The sequence below is a fragment of the Roseateles sp. P5_B10 genome, from assembly GCF_056400485.1.
In genome coordinates, this window is the sequence record NZ_JBFULE010000070.1 from 1 (window position 1) to 14,628 (window position 14,628).

The window sequence follows — 14,628 nt, forward strand, 5'->3', positions numbered from 1 at the left end:
ATTGTGGGCATCCTGGCAGCGGTGGCTGTCCCGCAATACAAGGACTACGTGCGCCGCGGCTCCCTGTCCGAAAGCTTCTCGCAGCTGGCGGACTACCGGATCAAGATGGAACAGTACTACCAGGACAACCGCAACTACGGGACCACGACCTGCGTCGACGCCGCCGCCGCCCCGAGTTGGAAGACCTTCGTTCCCAACGGTGCCAAGAACTTCACCTATGCCTGCAGCCTGATCAGCGCTCAGAGCTACACCATCACCGCCACCGGCAAGACAGGCACGGCGTCGGTGGGGCATGTGTACACCATCAACCAATCCAACGTGCAGGCCACGACCACCTTCAAGGGTGCGGCCGTGACCGGCAAGAACTGCTGGCTCGCCAAGGGCAGCGAGTGCTGAGGTGAACATGAAGCGGCCGGCCCTGAGGGGCGTTACCTTGATCGAGCTGGTGGTGGTGGTCGCCTTGATGGCGTTGCTGCTCATGGCCGTGATGCCCAGCGCCAGCGCCTGGATACGCAACACCCAGATCCGCAGCGTGGCCACGTCCCTGCAGACTGGCCTGCAGCGCGCTCGCGCCGAGGCGATGCGGCGCAACACCAATGTGCGCTTCTCGCTCGTACGCCTGAGCAACTCGGCGGTGATGGACAACAGCTGCTCGGTTGGAGAGGACGGCATGTCGTGGGTGGTCAGCCTTGACGACCCGGCTGGTAAGTGCGCGACCGCAGTCAGCGACACGACCGAGCCCCGCATCCTGGACAAGCATGCCACCGGCAGCGGCAGCCAATCGGTCGTGGTGCATGGGGACGATGTCGCCAGCAAAGACGCGGACACCGTGGTCTTCAACGGCTTCGGCCGCGCTGTGGACATGTCGCCCGCGGCCACGCTGACCACGCTGAACATCGACAACAACGTCCCTGGCGATGACTTCCGCGCGCTGCGCATCGTCGTCGGGACCGGCGGCGCCATCCGCATGTGCGAGCCCAAGGTCACCGCCAGCAGTGATCCGCGCAAATGCTGACCCGCTGCATCATGGAGTCCAAGGCATGAAAGCAAGCTCGAACCTGAAGGCTGGCCGCAGCCAGCACACCGGCTTTGCGATGCTCGAAGCCCTGGTCGCGCTGCTGATCTGCGCGATGGGCGTGCTGGGCGTCGTCGGGCTGCAAGGGGCCATGACGCGCGCCCAGACGTCCGCCACCTTCCGGGCCGAGGCGGCCTTCCTCGCCCAGCAGTTGCTCGGCGAGATGTGGACCAACCGCACCGGCCTCAACGCCTACGCCACGGCCAGTTGCGGGGCTGCCTGTCAGGACTGGCAGGCCCGCGTGGCGGCCCGACTCCCCAACGGCGAGTCCACGGTGACCGTGGCGGCCACGGGGGCGGTGTCCATCGAGATCCGCTGGACGGCGGCTGGTGAGTCGACCAATCGATTCACGATGGCCTCGTCCATCAACTGAGGGCCGCTGCCGTGATGGTCTTGAATTCCAAACTGACCCCCCGCCGGGCGGCCGTGCGCGGCGCGACGCTCATCGAGCTGATGATCGGGCTGCTGCTGGGCCTGGTCGTCGTGCTGGTCACCGCCCAGGTGCTGTCCTTCGCCGAAGGGCAGAAGCGCGTGACGACCGGTGGTGCCGATGCCCAGGTCAACGGCGCCCTGGGGCTGTACACCCTGCAGCGCGAAATCCAGATGGCCGGCTATGGCCTCATCGACGAGCTCTCCTTGCCCACACTCGGCTGCCCGGTCGTCGCCAACCATACGAGTACGGGCGCCTTCAACTGGACGCTCGCGCCGGTGGTGATCACCGCAGGGGCCAATGGCGCTCCGGACAGCGTCACGGTCATGTCGTCCAGCCGGGCCTATGCCGTGCCGGCGATCGTGAGCGTCAACCACCCGATCACCGCGAATCGATTCACCCTTCGGTCGGCGGTGGGGATCTCGGTGAGCGACATCGTGATCGCCGTGCCCGCCGGCTACTCCGCCACCAACTGGTGCGGCGCCTACCAGGTGACGCAGATCGCCAACAGCAACCAGGTCGTGCATGGCGCGTCGCCCTGGAACAGCGGCGCGCAGGTGGCGCCGGCTGCGGGCTATCTTGCGGGCGATCGGCTGATCAACGCGGGTCAGCTGGTGCTGCGCACCTTCGCGGTGGATGCCAACTACAACCTGCAACAGCAGACCCTGGACCTGGCCTCGGGCGGGATGCAGTCGCAGGAGCTGTTCCCGCAGATCGTTTACCTGCGCGCCCTGTATGGCAAGGACACCAATGCCGACCGCGTCGTGGATACCTACGACAACGTGACGCCCACCACCAACGCAGGTTGGCGGCAAGTGCAGGCAGTAAGGATTGCCATCGTCGCGCGCAGCGGCAGCTACCAGAAGGACGAAGTGACCGTGGCCGCGCCGAAGTGGGACGTCGGCAAGGCAACCACCGTCACCGGTGCTACCACTTGCGGCAGCAGCAATTGCCTGGACCTGGTGGTCAGCGGCGTGCCGGACTGGAAGCACTACCGCTACTCGGTATTCGAGGTGACGGCACCCCTGCGCAACGTGATCTGGGGAATATGAAATGACGGACTGCCACGCAACCAGGACAACGGCGACCCGCCGGCAGCGCGGGGTCTCGCTGATATTTGCACTGATCGCCCTCGTGGTCATCTCTTTGGCCGCGGTGGCGCTGGTGCGGTCGGTGGACACCAGCTCGCTGGTCATTGGCAACCTCGGGTTCAAGCAAGATGCAACGTCGGCGGCCAGCCAGGCCGCTGAGTCGGCCGTGGCCTACCTGAACGCCAATGCCGGCACGAACCTGCACAACGACCGGGCCGCCGCCGGCTACTACGCCAGCAGCCGCGACTCGCTGGACATGACCGGCCAGGGTTCCACCAGCAACGCGCGKGTGGTGGTGGACTGGACCGGCAGCGGCACCGCCAACTGCTCGCTCTACGCGGCGGGCAGCTTCAACAACTGCGTGAGCCCGTCCGCCGAGATCAGCCTCAATGGTGGCGCGAACACGGCGCGCTACATCATCACGCGGCTGTGCGCGGCTGAAGGCGCACCGTCGGCAGTCGACTGCGCGGTGCCGACCGGCTCGTCGCTCACCGGCGGCGGCAACAAGGGTGTGCAGAGCTACAAGGACGGCAAGGCGCAGACCGTCGTCACGAATTCCCAGTTCTACCGCATCGTCGTGCGCGCCACCAGTGCGCGCGGCACCGTCTCGTTTACCGAAACCATCGTCCAGCYGTAAGCCGCGCAGGAGATCCAGCATGAATACGACCTCTTCTCTCCCTGGGCTGCGGTGGATGGTCGGGGGGCTGTCCATGCTCCTGGCCGCACTGACGGCCAGTGCAGGATCCGCCGACCTGGCCGACCGACCGCTGGCCAGCACGACCAATGGCACGCTGGTGCGCTCCAACCTGATGTTCGTGCTTGATGACTCGGGCTCCATGAGCGACAACTACCTGCCCGACGACGCGCCCACCGGCGACGTGTGCTTCGGTTGGGTCGGCGCCAACAAGATCTTCTACGACCCCAACCGCAACTATCCGGCGCCCTTGAAATCCGATGGCACGTCGATGGCGGACGCCACTTTCACGGCTGCCTGGAACGACGGCTACAAGAGCGGCTCGAGCACCGTCGACCTGAGCAACGACAACCCGGAAACGCCCAACGTCGTCGGGGCGACTGTCGGCACGCCCACCCAGTCGGTCTCATCCGCGGTGTGCGGCGCCAAGAACGATCCCGCCTGTGCGGTACCTGGCAGCACCTCCACGTCGACCTACGACAGCGGCACCATCAGGACGACCACCGTCGTGACCTCGTATACGCGTATCAACGCACCTGGCAAGACCTGCAAAAACAACGTAGCCAACAGTTGCTCCCTCCAAAAAACCGTCACCACGACCAAGACCGAGGGTGACTATGGGCCCTTCCTCTGGGCGACGCCCAAGACCGGGAACACGGGCAGCAGCTGCGCAGGCCCCGATTTCGACGTCGTGCGCTCCCAGAACGCGACCGCCGCGCAGAAGCAGAACTATGCCAACTGGTTCTCCTACTACCGCACCCGCATGCTGGCCATGCGGGCCGGTGCCGGCATGGCCTTCGCCAAGATCGACGCCACTCGATTCCGCGTTGGCTTCTCCAAGATCAGCGAGTACGCCAATACCGGTGCCGACGGCACGGGCTTCCTGAACATCCGTGACTTCGACAGCGGTACGCAGAAGACCGACTTCTTCAGCCGCCTGTACGGCACGTCGGGCAACAGCGCCACGCCGCTGCGGYCGGCATTGGCGCGGGCGGGGCGCTATTTCGCCAACAAGCTGAGCGGGCAGAGCGACCCGATGCAGTACGCCTGCCAGCGCAACTACACCATCCTCTCGACGGACGGCTACTGGAACGAGGGCAGCATCACGCACAAGGATCTGGCCGGCACCGTGGGTGTCGGCAACACCGATGCGGGCGCGTCGGTGGCGCGGCCGATGCGCGATGAGGGCAACGGCGGCGCCGGCTACGCCGACACGCTGGCCGACGTGGCCCAGTACTACTACGTCAACGACCTGCGCACCTCGGCGCTGGGCAACTGCACGGGCTCGGTCGCCAACCAGGACGTCTGCGCGAACATCGTGCCGGTCGACACCAAGGACAACAACCCGGCCCAGCACATGACCACGTTCGCGATGGGCCTGGGCCTGAGCGGGACGTTGACCTACGACAAGAACTACGAAACCCAGAGGAGCGGCGACTTCTTCGACATCAAGCAGGGCAACAAGGTCTGGCCCGAGCCGAAGTCCAACACGCTGACGGCCGTCGATGATCTCTGGCATGCCGCCGTCAACGGGCGCGGCACCTACTACAGCGCCAACAACGCGTCCGAGATGGCCGCCAGCCTCGTGGATGCGCTGACCCGCATCGACGCTGCCACCGGCAGCTCCGCCGCGGCGGCCACCAGCTCACTGACACCGTCCGCCGGCGATGACTGGTTGTTCATCCCCCTCTACACCACCAAGACCTGGGACGGCACCGTCAATGCGTTCAAGATCGACACCGGTACGGGCGCCGTGCTGAACCCCAGCGCGCCGATCTGGTCGGCCGCCGATCGCATCAAGACCCAGGCTTCGCGCACCATCCTGTTCAACAACGGCAGCAACAGCCTCGTCGACTTCACCGAGACCAACCTGAGCACCGCCGGCAAGGCGAGCAACTTCCAGAACCTGTGCACCACCGGGGCGGAGAAGCTGAGCCAGTGCACGACGATGGATGCGGGCGCCAAGCCCAAGGCCACGGCCGCCAATCTCATCAGCTATTTGAGCGGCAGTACCACCTACGAACAGTCCGCCAGCGCCGATGCCGACAAGGTGTTCCGCACCCGCACCGGGCCCTTGGGCGACATCGTCAACGGCGCGCCGGTCTACGTGAAGCAGTCTCCCTTGAACCTGAGCGACGCTGGCTATAGCGCGTTCGCCGCAGCCAAGCGGCCTGGTGTGCTCTATGTCGGTGCCAACGACGGCATGCTGCACGCCATCAAAGTCGTGGACAAGGACAACGTGGCAGACAGCACGAGCGGTACCGAGCTGTGGGCCTACGTGCCGTCCATGGTCATGTCCAACATGTACCTGCTGGCCGATGCCGCCTATGAATCCAAGCACCGCTTCTTCGTCGACGGCGCGCCGGTGGTGGGCGATGTGTACGACGGCACGAAATGGCGCACCATCCTGGTGGGCGGCCTGGGCAAGGGGGGGAAGGGCTACTACGCCCTTGACATCACCGACCCCACCGCTCCCAAGGCCCTGTGGGAATTTTCCACCGACGCCGACCTGGGCTACAGCTACGGCAACCCCATCATCACCAAGAACAAGGCCGGCGGCTGGGTCGTGATGTTCACCTCCGGCTACAACAACACGGGCCTGGGCTATCTGTATGTGGTGGACGCCGTGACGGGCGCAACCAACAGCAAGATTGCGACCACGGCGGGCAGCGCCGGCACGCCCAGCAATCTGGGCAAGATCAACGCCTGGGTGGATGACGACAAGGTCGGCGTCGCATCGCGGGTCTACGGTGCCGACATGCTCGGTAATGTCTGGCGCTTCGACTTCGACGACAACTACGGCACGGCCGGCAAGGAAAGCATGCTGCTGGGCCAGACGGGCAGCAACCAGCCCGTCACGACCAAGCCGGTGCTGAGCGAGATCATCGATGGCAACTACAAATATCCGATCGTGTCGGTTGCCACGGGGCGCTACCTGGGCACGACGGACGTCGGCGACACCTCGCTGCAGTCCATCTACAGCTTCAAGGACGACCTGGCGGTGTCTGGCCTGGGCGCCCTGCGCAGCAATGCCAACATGGTTCAGCAGACGCTGAAAGCCGACCGCAGCGGCCTGGTGAGCGGTGCGACCATCAACTGGGCCACGCAAAAGGGCTGGTACGTCGATCTCAGCCTCAGCGCCGGCGAGCGGGTCAACGTCGACTTCGACCAGCAGCTCAACCAGCTCATCGTCGCCACCAACATCCCACAGCCGACCGTCTGCTCGCCCGGCGGCACTTCCTGGCTCTACTACCTGGACGTCGGTTCCGGCAAGCCGCTGCTGACCTATTCCAGCACGACGCTGGTGGCAGGTATCACATCCATCGTCAGCTCCACCGGCAAGCTGCTGACCCTGGTGCAGCAGGTCGACGGCAAGAACGTCCCCCGCACAGGTGCTGACCCGATCAACCTGCCGCCAGGCACCCTGCGGCGCACCTCATGGCGCGAGCTGATGAACTGAGAGGCGCAGGCGCCAGCGGCTCGGTACGGGCGCCGTGGTGGTGCCTGGCCGGGGCGGCGCTGGCACACCTCGCGCTGCTCGCCTCCGGGGCGCAGGCGCTGAGCGACTGGAAGCGGGACCAGCTGCTGCCCAAGCCTACCGACGCGCCGGCGGCGCTGAAGGTGCGGTACGTGGCCGCGCCTGCCGTCACGCCGATTGCGGCGGCCGCCGAGCAACCGTCGCCTGCGGCCGCCATCTTTGGCCCGGCGACGGTGCCGTCGCCCCTTCCGCCTGAGATTTCCCGTGAGCCCTCGCCGCAACCCGCGGTGTCTGTCGTTGAGCCGGCCGTCTATGTGCCGCGGGCGCTGCTCAGCGTCGGGCCCGTGGCGCGCACGCCCGTGCTGCTGCAATGGCCTCTCAACTGGCCGGTGCGGCGGTCCTACAACGCCATCCTCAAGCTCTACCTGGACGAGCAGGGGCGGGTCGAGCGCGTCGAGCCCGACGGCGACGCCGTGCTGCCCGAGCCGCTGTTCGAGACGGCGCGGCAGGCTTTCATGGCAACCGATTTCAGCCCCGGTCAGCTGAATGGCCAGGCGGTCAAGTCCTGGATGCGCATCGAGGTGAACTTCGAGTCGGAGAAAGTCGCCGCTCCGCCTTGAAGGCCGGGCGTGCGGGAAGGCTTGGTGTTTCCCCTATCATGGCGCCCTTTCTCCCGCCCCCGGCTTGCAGCCTGCCTGCGTGAATCTCTTGGCAACCGCACCTCTGATTGAACTGCGCAACGTCAGCGTCGGCTACGGCGACCGCGTGGTGCTGGACGGCGTCAACCTGAAGCTGGAGCGCGGCAAGGTGCTGGCGCTGATCGGCACTTCGGGTGGCGGCAAGACCACCGTGCTGCGCCTGCTTGGCCGCCAGCTCAGGCCCATGAGCGGCCAGGTGCTGTTCGACGGCCAGGACCTGGCGCCGCTGGACCTGGACGGCTTGTACGCCGTGCGCCGGCGCATGGGCATGCTGTTCCAGTTCGGCGCGCTGTTCACCGACCTCAGCGTCTTCGAGAACGTGGCCTTCCCGCTGCGCGAGCACACCGACCTGCCCGAGGCCATGATCCGCGACCTGGTGCTGATGAAACTCAATGCCGTCGGCCTGCGCGGTGCGCGTGACCTGCTGCCCAGCGAAGTCTCCGGCGGCATGGCCCGGCGCGTGGCCCTGGCCCGTGCGATCGCGCTGGACCCGGACCTGGTGCTGTACGACGAGCCCTTCGCCGGCCTGGACCCGATCTCGCTGGGCGTGGCTGCCCGGTTGATCCGCGATCTGAACGACGCCCTCGGCCTGACCAGCATCATCGTCTCGCACGACCTGCACGAGACCTTCGAGATCGCCGACGAGGTGGCGATGGTGGCCAATGGCCGCATCGTCGCCCAGGGCACGCCGGACGAGCTGCGCCACAGCGATGACCCGCTGGTGCGGCAGTTCGTGGGTGCCGAGCCTGACGGGCCGGTGCGCTTTCACCAGCCTGCCGTGCCGGTGGCCGAGGATTTCGGGGTGGCGTCATGATGGCGCTGGCCGCCAACCTGGGCTTGAGCGTGCGCATGCTGCTCGCCGATTTGGGCGCCGCCGCGCGGCTGTTCGGCGCGCTGCTCGCCTGTTCGCCCCGGGCGCTGATGCGTTTCGTGCTCGTGCGCGAGCAGCTCTTCTATCTGGGCAATCGCTCGCTGCTCATCATCGGCGTGTCGGGCCTGTTCGTTGGCTCCGTGCTGGCCCTGCAGGGCGACTACGCGCTGCAGCGCTACGGCTCCCGGGAAGCGGTGGGCCTACTGACTGCGCTGAGCCTGGTGCGCGAGCTCGGGCCGGTGGTCACGGCGCTGCTGTTCGCGGGCCGCGCCGGGACGTCGCTGACCGCCGAGATCGGCCTGATGAAGGCCGGCGAGCAGCTCACCGCGATGGAGATGATGGCCGTGGACCCGGTGCAGCGTGTGCTGGCGCCGCGCTTCTGGGGTGGGCTGATCGCGATGCCCTTGCTGGCCGCGGTCTTCTCGGCGGTTGGCATCATGGGCGGCTGGCTGGTTGACGTGCCGCTGCTGGGCATCGACCCCGGTGCCTTCTGGTCGCAAATGCAAGGCGGCGTGGATGTGTTCAAGGACGTCGGCAACGGTGTCATCAAGAGCCTGGTGTTCGGCGTGACGGTCACCTTCATCGCGCTGCTTCAGGGCTATGGTTGCCGGCCCACGCCCGAGGGCGTGTCGGCAGCGACCACGCGTACCGTCGTGCTGTCGTCGCTGGCCGTGCTGGCCCTGGACTTCACGCTGACCGCCATGATGTTTTCGATTTAGGGAGAAGGAAGGATGCAATCCTCTCGATATGACGCCTGGGTGGGCCTGTTCGTGCTGATCGGCGGCGCTGCGCTGCTGTTCCTCGCGCTCAAGGCTGGCAACCTGCTGAGCCTCAATTTCGATGCCACCTACCAGGTGTCGGCGCGTTTTGACAACATCGGTGGCCTGAAGCCTAACGCGGCGGTCAAGAGCGCCGGCGTCGTCGTCGGCCGTGTCGAGTCGATCAGCTTCGACGACAAGACCTTCCAGGCCAAGGTGCTGCTCAATATGTACAAGAACACGCAGTTCCCCAAGGACAGTTCGGCCAAGATCCTGACCTCGGGCCTGCTGGGCGAGCAGTACATCGGCCTGGAGCCGGGTGCGGATGAGAAGAACCTCGCCAGCGGCGACATCATCAGGCAGACGCAGAGCGCCGTGGTGCTGGAAAACCTCATTGGCCAGTTCATCAACAGCAAGGCGTCGGACATGGGCAGCGCCGCAGCGGCAGTACCTGCCTCGGGGAGCAAGCCGTGAACCGTATCGTCCGCATGCTGGCCCTGTTTGTCCTGGCCCTGAGCCTGGCGGGTTGCCAGACCGTCAAGGGTGTCGGCACGCGCATCGAGCGGGCTGTCGACAAGGTCATGGGCTCCAAGGGCCAGCGGCTGGATCCCTGGGAATCCTGGAACCGCAAGGTCTTCGCCTTCAATGAGAAGCTGGACGAGAACGTGCTCAAGCCCGTCGCGACCGCCTATACCGAGATCGTGCCTGCGCCCATCCGTACCGGCGTCGACAACTTCTTCGGCAACATCGGCGACGCTTGGTCGGCGATCAATCTGTTCCTGCAGGGTCGTTTCAAGGCCGGTGTGGAGCAGGGCATGCGCTTTGCCGTCAACTCGACGCTCGGCCTGGCTGGCGTGCTGGATATCGCCACCGAAGCGGGCCTGGAGAAGAACAGCCAGGACTTCGGCAAGACGCTGGGCAAATGGGGCATGGGCACGGGTGCCTATATCGTCTGGCCCTTGTTCGGCCCGTCCTCGGTGCGCGACTCGCTGGCCTTGCCGGTGGACTGGCAGGCCTCGCCGGGCGTGATCTTCGACGATGGCCGCAAGAAGGTCGCAATTACCGCGCTGAGCCTCGTCAACACGCGCTCCAACTTCCTGCGTGCCGGTGAAATGCTCGATGGCATTGCGTTGGACAAATACACCTTTTACCGCGACGCCTATCTGCAACGCCGCGGCAGCTTCGATGATGACGACGAGGTCGAGGTGCTCGTGCCGGGCAACGGCGCTTCGGCAGCGGCCACCGCAGCTTCAGCGCCCGAGCCTGCGGCGTCCGAACCCGCGGCGAACGTGAAGAAGCCTGCCGAGCCTGCCTCTGCAGCGGCGCGGTGAATCCGCACGCGAACGGTTACGTCCCGAGAGCCAACCAAAATCCGGACTGGCGCGTTGAGCGCCCGTCCCGTTCAGAGAAAGCGAAACCATGACTGTGCTGAAATCCCTGCGCCGCCGCCTGCTCACCGTGGCCACCCTGGCGACCTTGAGCCTTGGCCTCGTGCATGGCGCCCATGCGGCCGATGGCGGCACGCCCGACCAGCTGATCCGCCAGCTGTCCCTGGAAACCATCGAGGCCGTCAAGGCCGACAAGGACATCCAGGCCGGCAACGTCAACAAGATCATCGCCCTGGTCGACGCCAAGGTGATGCCTCACGTCAACTTCCAGCGCATGACGGCATCGGCCGTCGGCCGCTTCTGGCGCCAGGCCACGCCGGAGCAGCAGACCAAGCTGCAGGCCGAGTTCAAGACCCTGCTGGTGCGCACCTATGCCGGCGCGCTGACGCAGGTGAAGGACCAGACCATCGGCCTGAAGCCGCTGCGCGCCCAGCCGACCGACACCGAGGTCGTCGTGAAGACCGAGATCCGTGGCAAGGGCGATGCCATCCAGCTCGACTATCGCCTGGAGAAGGCCGGTGCCGAGTGGAAGATCTATGACGTCAATGTGCTGGGCATCTGGCTGGCGGACCAGTACCGCAACAGCTTCGCCCAGGAGATCGGCGCCAACGGCATCGACGGCCTGATCAAGAGCCTGGCGGACAAGAACGCCAAGGCCGGCGCTCCCGCCGCCAAGGGCTGATCTTGAGCGGCCTGAAGCTGCCTGCACGGCTGCGCACGGACGGCGCCCGCGCCGCCTGGGCGCAGATGTCGCCCGCCCTGCGCGCCGAGGCCGCCCAGGTGCTGGCGGCGGCCGGCCGTGAGGTCAGGCTGTCGGCTGCCGAGTTGAAGGATTTCGATTCCGCGGCGCTGAGCGTGTTGCTGTCGGCCGGGCGCCAGTGCACCGAGCAGGGCGCAACGCTGAAGCTGGACAACGCGCCCGACAAGCTTCGCGAACTGGCTCGCGTCTACGGCGTGGCCGAACTGCTGTGGCCGCCTGCCGCGGCCGTCTGATCAGCCCGCGTAACGTTTCGCGCGCAGATTCTTCTTGATCTCCTGCAGCATGGGCCGCAGGTGCTGGCCCAGCTTCAGCGCCACGCCCGTGGTCAGGATGTCCACCGCGATCAGATGCAGCAAACGCGACACCATGGGGCTATAGCGGTCGAAGTCTTCGGGATGGTCCACCGCCAGCAGGATCTGGCTGGGGCCTAGCGCCAACTGCGCCAACGGCGAAGCGCTGGCCGTGATGATGATGATGGTCGCGCCCTTCTTGCGCGCGATGTCGGCCGCATCCAGCAGGTCGCGGCTGCGCCCAGAATTGCTGATGATGACGGCGCAATCGCCTGGCTGCAGCATGGTCGCACTCATGAGCTGCACATGGCCGTCGCTGGTCGCCGCCGTGTTCACGCCCAGGCGGAAGAACTTGTGCTGGGCGTCCTGGGCCACGATGCCGGAGTTGCCGACGCCGTAGAACTCGATGCGTCGGTTGTGGCGGGCCGAATCGGTCAGCGCGTCGATGGCGCGCTCGAAGGCATGGCTGGCTGCATCGTTGCGGTAATGCAGCAGGGCGGCAACGGCGTTGTCGACCACCTTGACGATGATGTCGCCCGTCTTGTCGTCCTCGTCCACGGCACGGTGCACGAAGGGCACACCTTCGTTGACGCTGCCGGCCAGCTTCAGCTTGAAGTCGGCCAGGCCGTCATAGCCGACGCTGCGGCAAAAGCGCACCACCGTCGGCTTGGACACATGCGACCGGTCGGCCAACTCGCTGACCGGCAGGCTGGCGAAGCTGCGGGCATCAAGCAGCAACAGCTTGGCAACCCGTTGCTCGGCCGGCGGCAGGGCCGGCAGGGCCGCCTTCACGCGCTCAAGAATGCTCATTGTTCTTCCGCCCAACTGAAACCATCACGCGCGACCAGTGCGCTTGCGGCGGCCGGGCCCCAGGAGCCTGCCGAATAGGGGCGCGGCCCGCTCGCGTCGGCCTCCCACGCGTCAAGGATGGGCTCGACCCAGCGCCAAGCCTGCTCTTGCTCATCGCTGCGCACGAAGAGGTTGAGGCGGCCGGCGATCGCATCCAGCAGCAGGCGCTCGTAGGCGCCGACGCGCTGCGTCGCAAAGGCCTTGTCGAAGTCCRGGTCCAGCGACACCGGCGTCAACTGTTCGCCGTGGCCGGCGCCCTTCTGGGCCAGCAGTTGCAACTCCAGGCCGTCCTCGGGCTGCAGCTTGATGACCAGGCGGTTGGGCTGGCTTGCGCCGGGGAAGATCTTGTGCGGTACGGGGCGGAAGTTGACGACGATCTGTGCGTCGCGTTCGGCCAGGCGCTTGCCGGTGCGCAGGTAGAAGGGGACGCCGGCCCAGCGCCAGTTGTTGACCTCGGTGCGCAGCGCGACGAAGGTTTCGCAGGCACTGTCGGGCGGCACCTTGACCTCTTCCAGATAGCCGGGCACGGCCTTGCCTTCGATGCTGCCGGCGCGGTACTGGCCGCGCACGACGTCGCGGGCGACGCTATCGGGCGTGAAGGGCTTCAGCGAACGCAGCACCTTGAGCTTCTCGTCGCGGATGGCGTCGGCGTCGTTGCGCGCCGGCGGCTCCATCGCGATCATGGTCAGCAGTTGCAGCGCATGGTTCTGGATCATGTCGCGCAGCGCGCCGGTGCCGTCGTAGAAGGCGCCGCGTGTGCCCACACCCAGGCGCTCGGCCAGCGTGATCTGGATGTTGGCGATGCTCTCGCGGCGCCACAGCGGCTCGAACAGCGCGTTGCCGAAGCGCAGCGCCATCAGGTTCTGCACCGAGGGCTTGCCGAGGTAGTGGTCGATGCGGAAGGCCTGCGCTTCGGCGAAGACGCTGCGCACCGCGCGGTTGATCTCCTGGGCGCTGGCCAGGTCATGGCCCAGCGGCTTCTCCAGCACCACGCGCACCTTGTCGTGGTTCAGGCCCACGGCGCCGAGTTGCTGGCAGATGCCGGTGAACAGGTGCGGGCTGGTGGCGAGATAAAGGACGACGGTGTCGGCGTTGCGCGCGTCCAGCCATTCCTTGAGCCCGGCGTAGTGATCGGGCTGTGACAAGTCCATGCGGCGGTAATGGATCAGCGCCGCGAAGCGCTCGAACTCCTCGTCGTTGGGACGCTTGGCGCCATCCACTTCGCGGAAGCGCTCCTTCAGCCATTCGCGATAGCGCTCGTCCGTCTGGTCGTCACGCGCGACGGCGAGAATACGGCCGCCTTCGGGCAGCTTGCCGTGCCGGAAGGCCTGGAACAGCGCGGGCATCAGCTTGCGCCATGTCAGGTCGCCGGTACCGCCAAAGAACACGAGATCGAAAGACATCTGCGGGGTCTCCAGGCCAGCGTCTCCCATGGAGCGCTAACCGTTGTGTAACTAAGTTTCGTGAAATACTATGCAGCAGTTTCTTCGTCGGGTCAATCCGTTCGACCCGGATACAGGCAGCCCATGAACCAGCTCGACCAGCTCAAAACCCTCACCACCGTCGTTGCCGATACGGGCAACTTCCTGCAGCTCGCGCAGTTTGCACCGCGAGATGCAACGACCAACCCTTCACTGATCCTGAAGGCGGTGCAGTCGCCCGACTACGCGCCGTTGCTGAAGGAAGCAGTTGAGGCGCATCGCGGCAAGCCCTTGGACGAGATCGTCGACCAGGTGCTGGTGCGCTTCGGTCTCGAGATCCTCAAGGTCGTGCCAGGCCGTGTGTCCACCGAGGTCGATGCGCGCCTGTCCTTCGACAAGGCCGCGTCGCTCGCCCGCGCCCGCCGCATCATCGGCCTGTACGAAGCCGCCGGCATCTCGCGCGAGCGCGTGCTGATCAAGCTGGCCTCGACCTGGGAAGGCATCCAGGCCGCTGCCGAACTGGAGCGCGAAGGCATCCGCTGCAATCTGACGCTGCTGTTCGCCTTCGCCCAGGCCGTGGCCTGCGGTGAAGCCAAGGTCCAGCTGATCTCTCCCTTCGTCGGCCGCATCTACGACTGGTACAAGAAGTTCGCCGGCAGCAGTTGGGATGAGGCGGCGATGGCCGGCGTCAACGACCCCGGCGTGAAGTCGGTGAGCCAGATCTACGCCTACTTCAAGCAGCATGGCATCAAGACCGAGGTCATGGGCGCGAGCTTCCGCAACATCGGCCAGATCCAGGCGCTGGCCGGCTGCGACCTGCTGACC

General features: G+C 66.2%; 16 protein-coding genes. 14 read left to right on the forward strand and 2 right to left on the reverse strand.

Annotated features, from left to right (window positions below; all coding sequences use genetic code 11):
* From AC1DU6_RS07315 to AC1DU6_RS07375, 13 genes are all read left to right on the forward strand, one after another.
* Positions 1-396, forward strand: a 396-nt coding sequence (locus AC1DU6_RS07315) for a type IV pilin protein (protein ID WP_477856448.1), incomplete at its 5' end; no start/stop codon positions are given.
* Positions 397-403: 7 nt separating this feature from the next.
* Positions 404-1,015: a GspH/FimT family pseudopilin gene (locus AC1DU6_RS07320; protein WP_477856450.1), complete on the forward strand. Its 612-nt coding sequence runs from the start codon at positions 404-406 to the stop codon at positions 1,013-1,015.
* A gap of 25 nt (positions 1,016-1,040) precedes the next feature.
* Positions 1,041-1,448 (forward strand): type IV pilus modification protein PilV, encoded by a 408-nt coding sequence (pilV, locus tag AC1DU6_RS07325; RefSeq protein ID WP_457324210.1) that lies wholly within the window; start codon positions 1,041-1,043, stop codon positions 1,446-1,448.
* Between the two features lie 20 nt (positions 1,449-1,468).
* Positions 1,469-2,557: a PilW family protein gene (locus tag AC1DU6_RS07330; RefSeq protein WP_477856453.1), complete on the forward strand. Its 1,089-nt coding sequence runs from the start codon at positions 1,469-1,471 to the stop codon at positions 2,555-2,557.
* An 82-nt stretch (positions 2,558-2,639) separates the two neighbouring features.
* Positions 2,640-3,233: a hypothetical protein gene (locus AC1DU6_RS07335; RefSeq protein WP_477856455.1), complete on the forward strand. Its 594-nt coding sequence runs from the start codon at positions 2,640-2,642 to the stop codon at positions 3,231-3,233.
* A gap of 19 nt (positions 3,234-3,252) precedes the next feature.
* Positions 3,253-6,750: a pilus assembly protein gene (locus tag AC1DU6_RS07340; protein ID WP_477856456.1), complete on the forward strand. Its 3,498-nt coding sequence runs from the start codon at positions 3,253-3,255 to the stop codon at positions 6,748-6,750.
* Positions 6,729-7,388: an energy transducer TonB gene (locus AC1DU6_RS07345; RefSeq protein ID WP_457324265.1), complete on the forward strand. Its 660-nt coding sequence runs from the start codon at positions 6,729-6,731 to the stop codon at positions 7,386-7,388. Before AC1DU6_RS07340 ends, AC1DU6_RS07345 begins: the two co-directional genes overlap by 22 nt.
* Before the next feature lie 88 nt (positions 7,389-7,476).
* Positions 7,477-8,280: an ABC transporter ATP-binding protein gene (locus AC1DU6_RS07350; RefSeq protein ID WP_457324266.1), complete on the forward strand. Its 804-nt coding sequence runs from the start codon at positions 7,477-7,479 to the stop codon at positions 8,278-8,280.
* The gene (gene mlaE, locus AC1DU6_RS07355) at positions 8,277-9,056 is read left to right on the forward strand and encodes a lipid asymmetry maintenance ABC transporter permease subunit MlaE (RefSeq protein ID WP_457350028.1); all 780 of its coding nucleotides are present in this window, start codon (positions 8,277-8,279) and stop codon (positions 9,054-9,056) included. Before AC1DU6_RS07350 ends, mlaE begins: the two co-directional genes overlap by 4 nt.
* A 12-nt stretch (positions 9,057-9,068) precedes the next feature.
* Complete coding sequence (mlaD, locus tag AC1DU6_RS07360) at positions 9,069-9,569, forward strand: outer membrane lipid asymmetry maintenance protein MlaD (RefSeq protein ID WP_457350026.1); 501 nt, start codon at positions 9,069-9,071, stop codon at positions 9,567-9,569.
* On the forward strand, positions 9,566-10,426 hold the full coding sequence (locus tag AC1DU6_RS07365) for an MlaA family lipoprotein (RefSeq protein ID WP_477856460.1): 861 nt from the start codon (positions 9,566-9,568) through the stop codon (positions 10,424-10,426). The genes mlaD and AC1DU6_RS07365 overlap by 4 nt, the downstream gene beginning before the upstream one ends.
* A gap of 88 nt (positions 10,427-10,514) precedes the next feature.
* A complete protein-coding gene (locus AC1DU6_RS07370) occupies positions 10,515-11,165 on the forward strand; it encodes an MlaC/ttg2D family ABC transporter substrate-binding protein (protein WP_056203349.1) in 651 nt (216 codons plus the stop codon).
* Between the two features lie 2 nt (positions 11,166-11,167).
* Positions 11,168-11,476, forward strand: a complete 309-nt coding sequence (locus tag AC1DU6_RS07375; RefSeq protein WP_056203352.1) for an STAS domain-containing protein — start codon at positions 11,168-11,170, stop codon at positions 11,474-11,476.
* On the opposite strand, the gene AC1DU6_RS07380 is transcribed toward AC1DU6_RS07375, so the two are convergent.
* Positions 11,477-12,337 carry a MurR/RpiR family transcriptional regulator gene (locus AC1DU6_RS07380; protein WP_056203638.1) on the reverse strand — a complete coding sequence of 287 codons (861 nt, stop codon included), beginning with the start codon at positions 12,335-12,337 and terminating at the stop codon, positions 11,477-11,479.
* Between the two features lie 2 nt (positions 12,338-12,339).
* Entirely contained in the window at positions 12,340-13,785 is a 1,446-nt protein-coding gene (zwf, locus tag AC1DU6_RS07385) for a glucose-6-phosphate dehydrogenase (RefSeq protein WP_477856463.1), read from the reverse strand.
* A 123-nt stretch (positions 13,786-13,908) separates the two neighbouring features.
* On the opposite strand from zwf, the gene AC1DU6_RS07390 reads away from it, so the two are divergent.
* On the forward strand, positions 13,909-14,628 hold a 720-nt coding region (locus tag AC1DU6_RS07390), incomplete at its 3' end, for a transaldolase (RefSeq protein ID WP_477856465.1).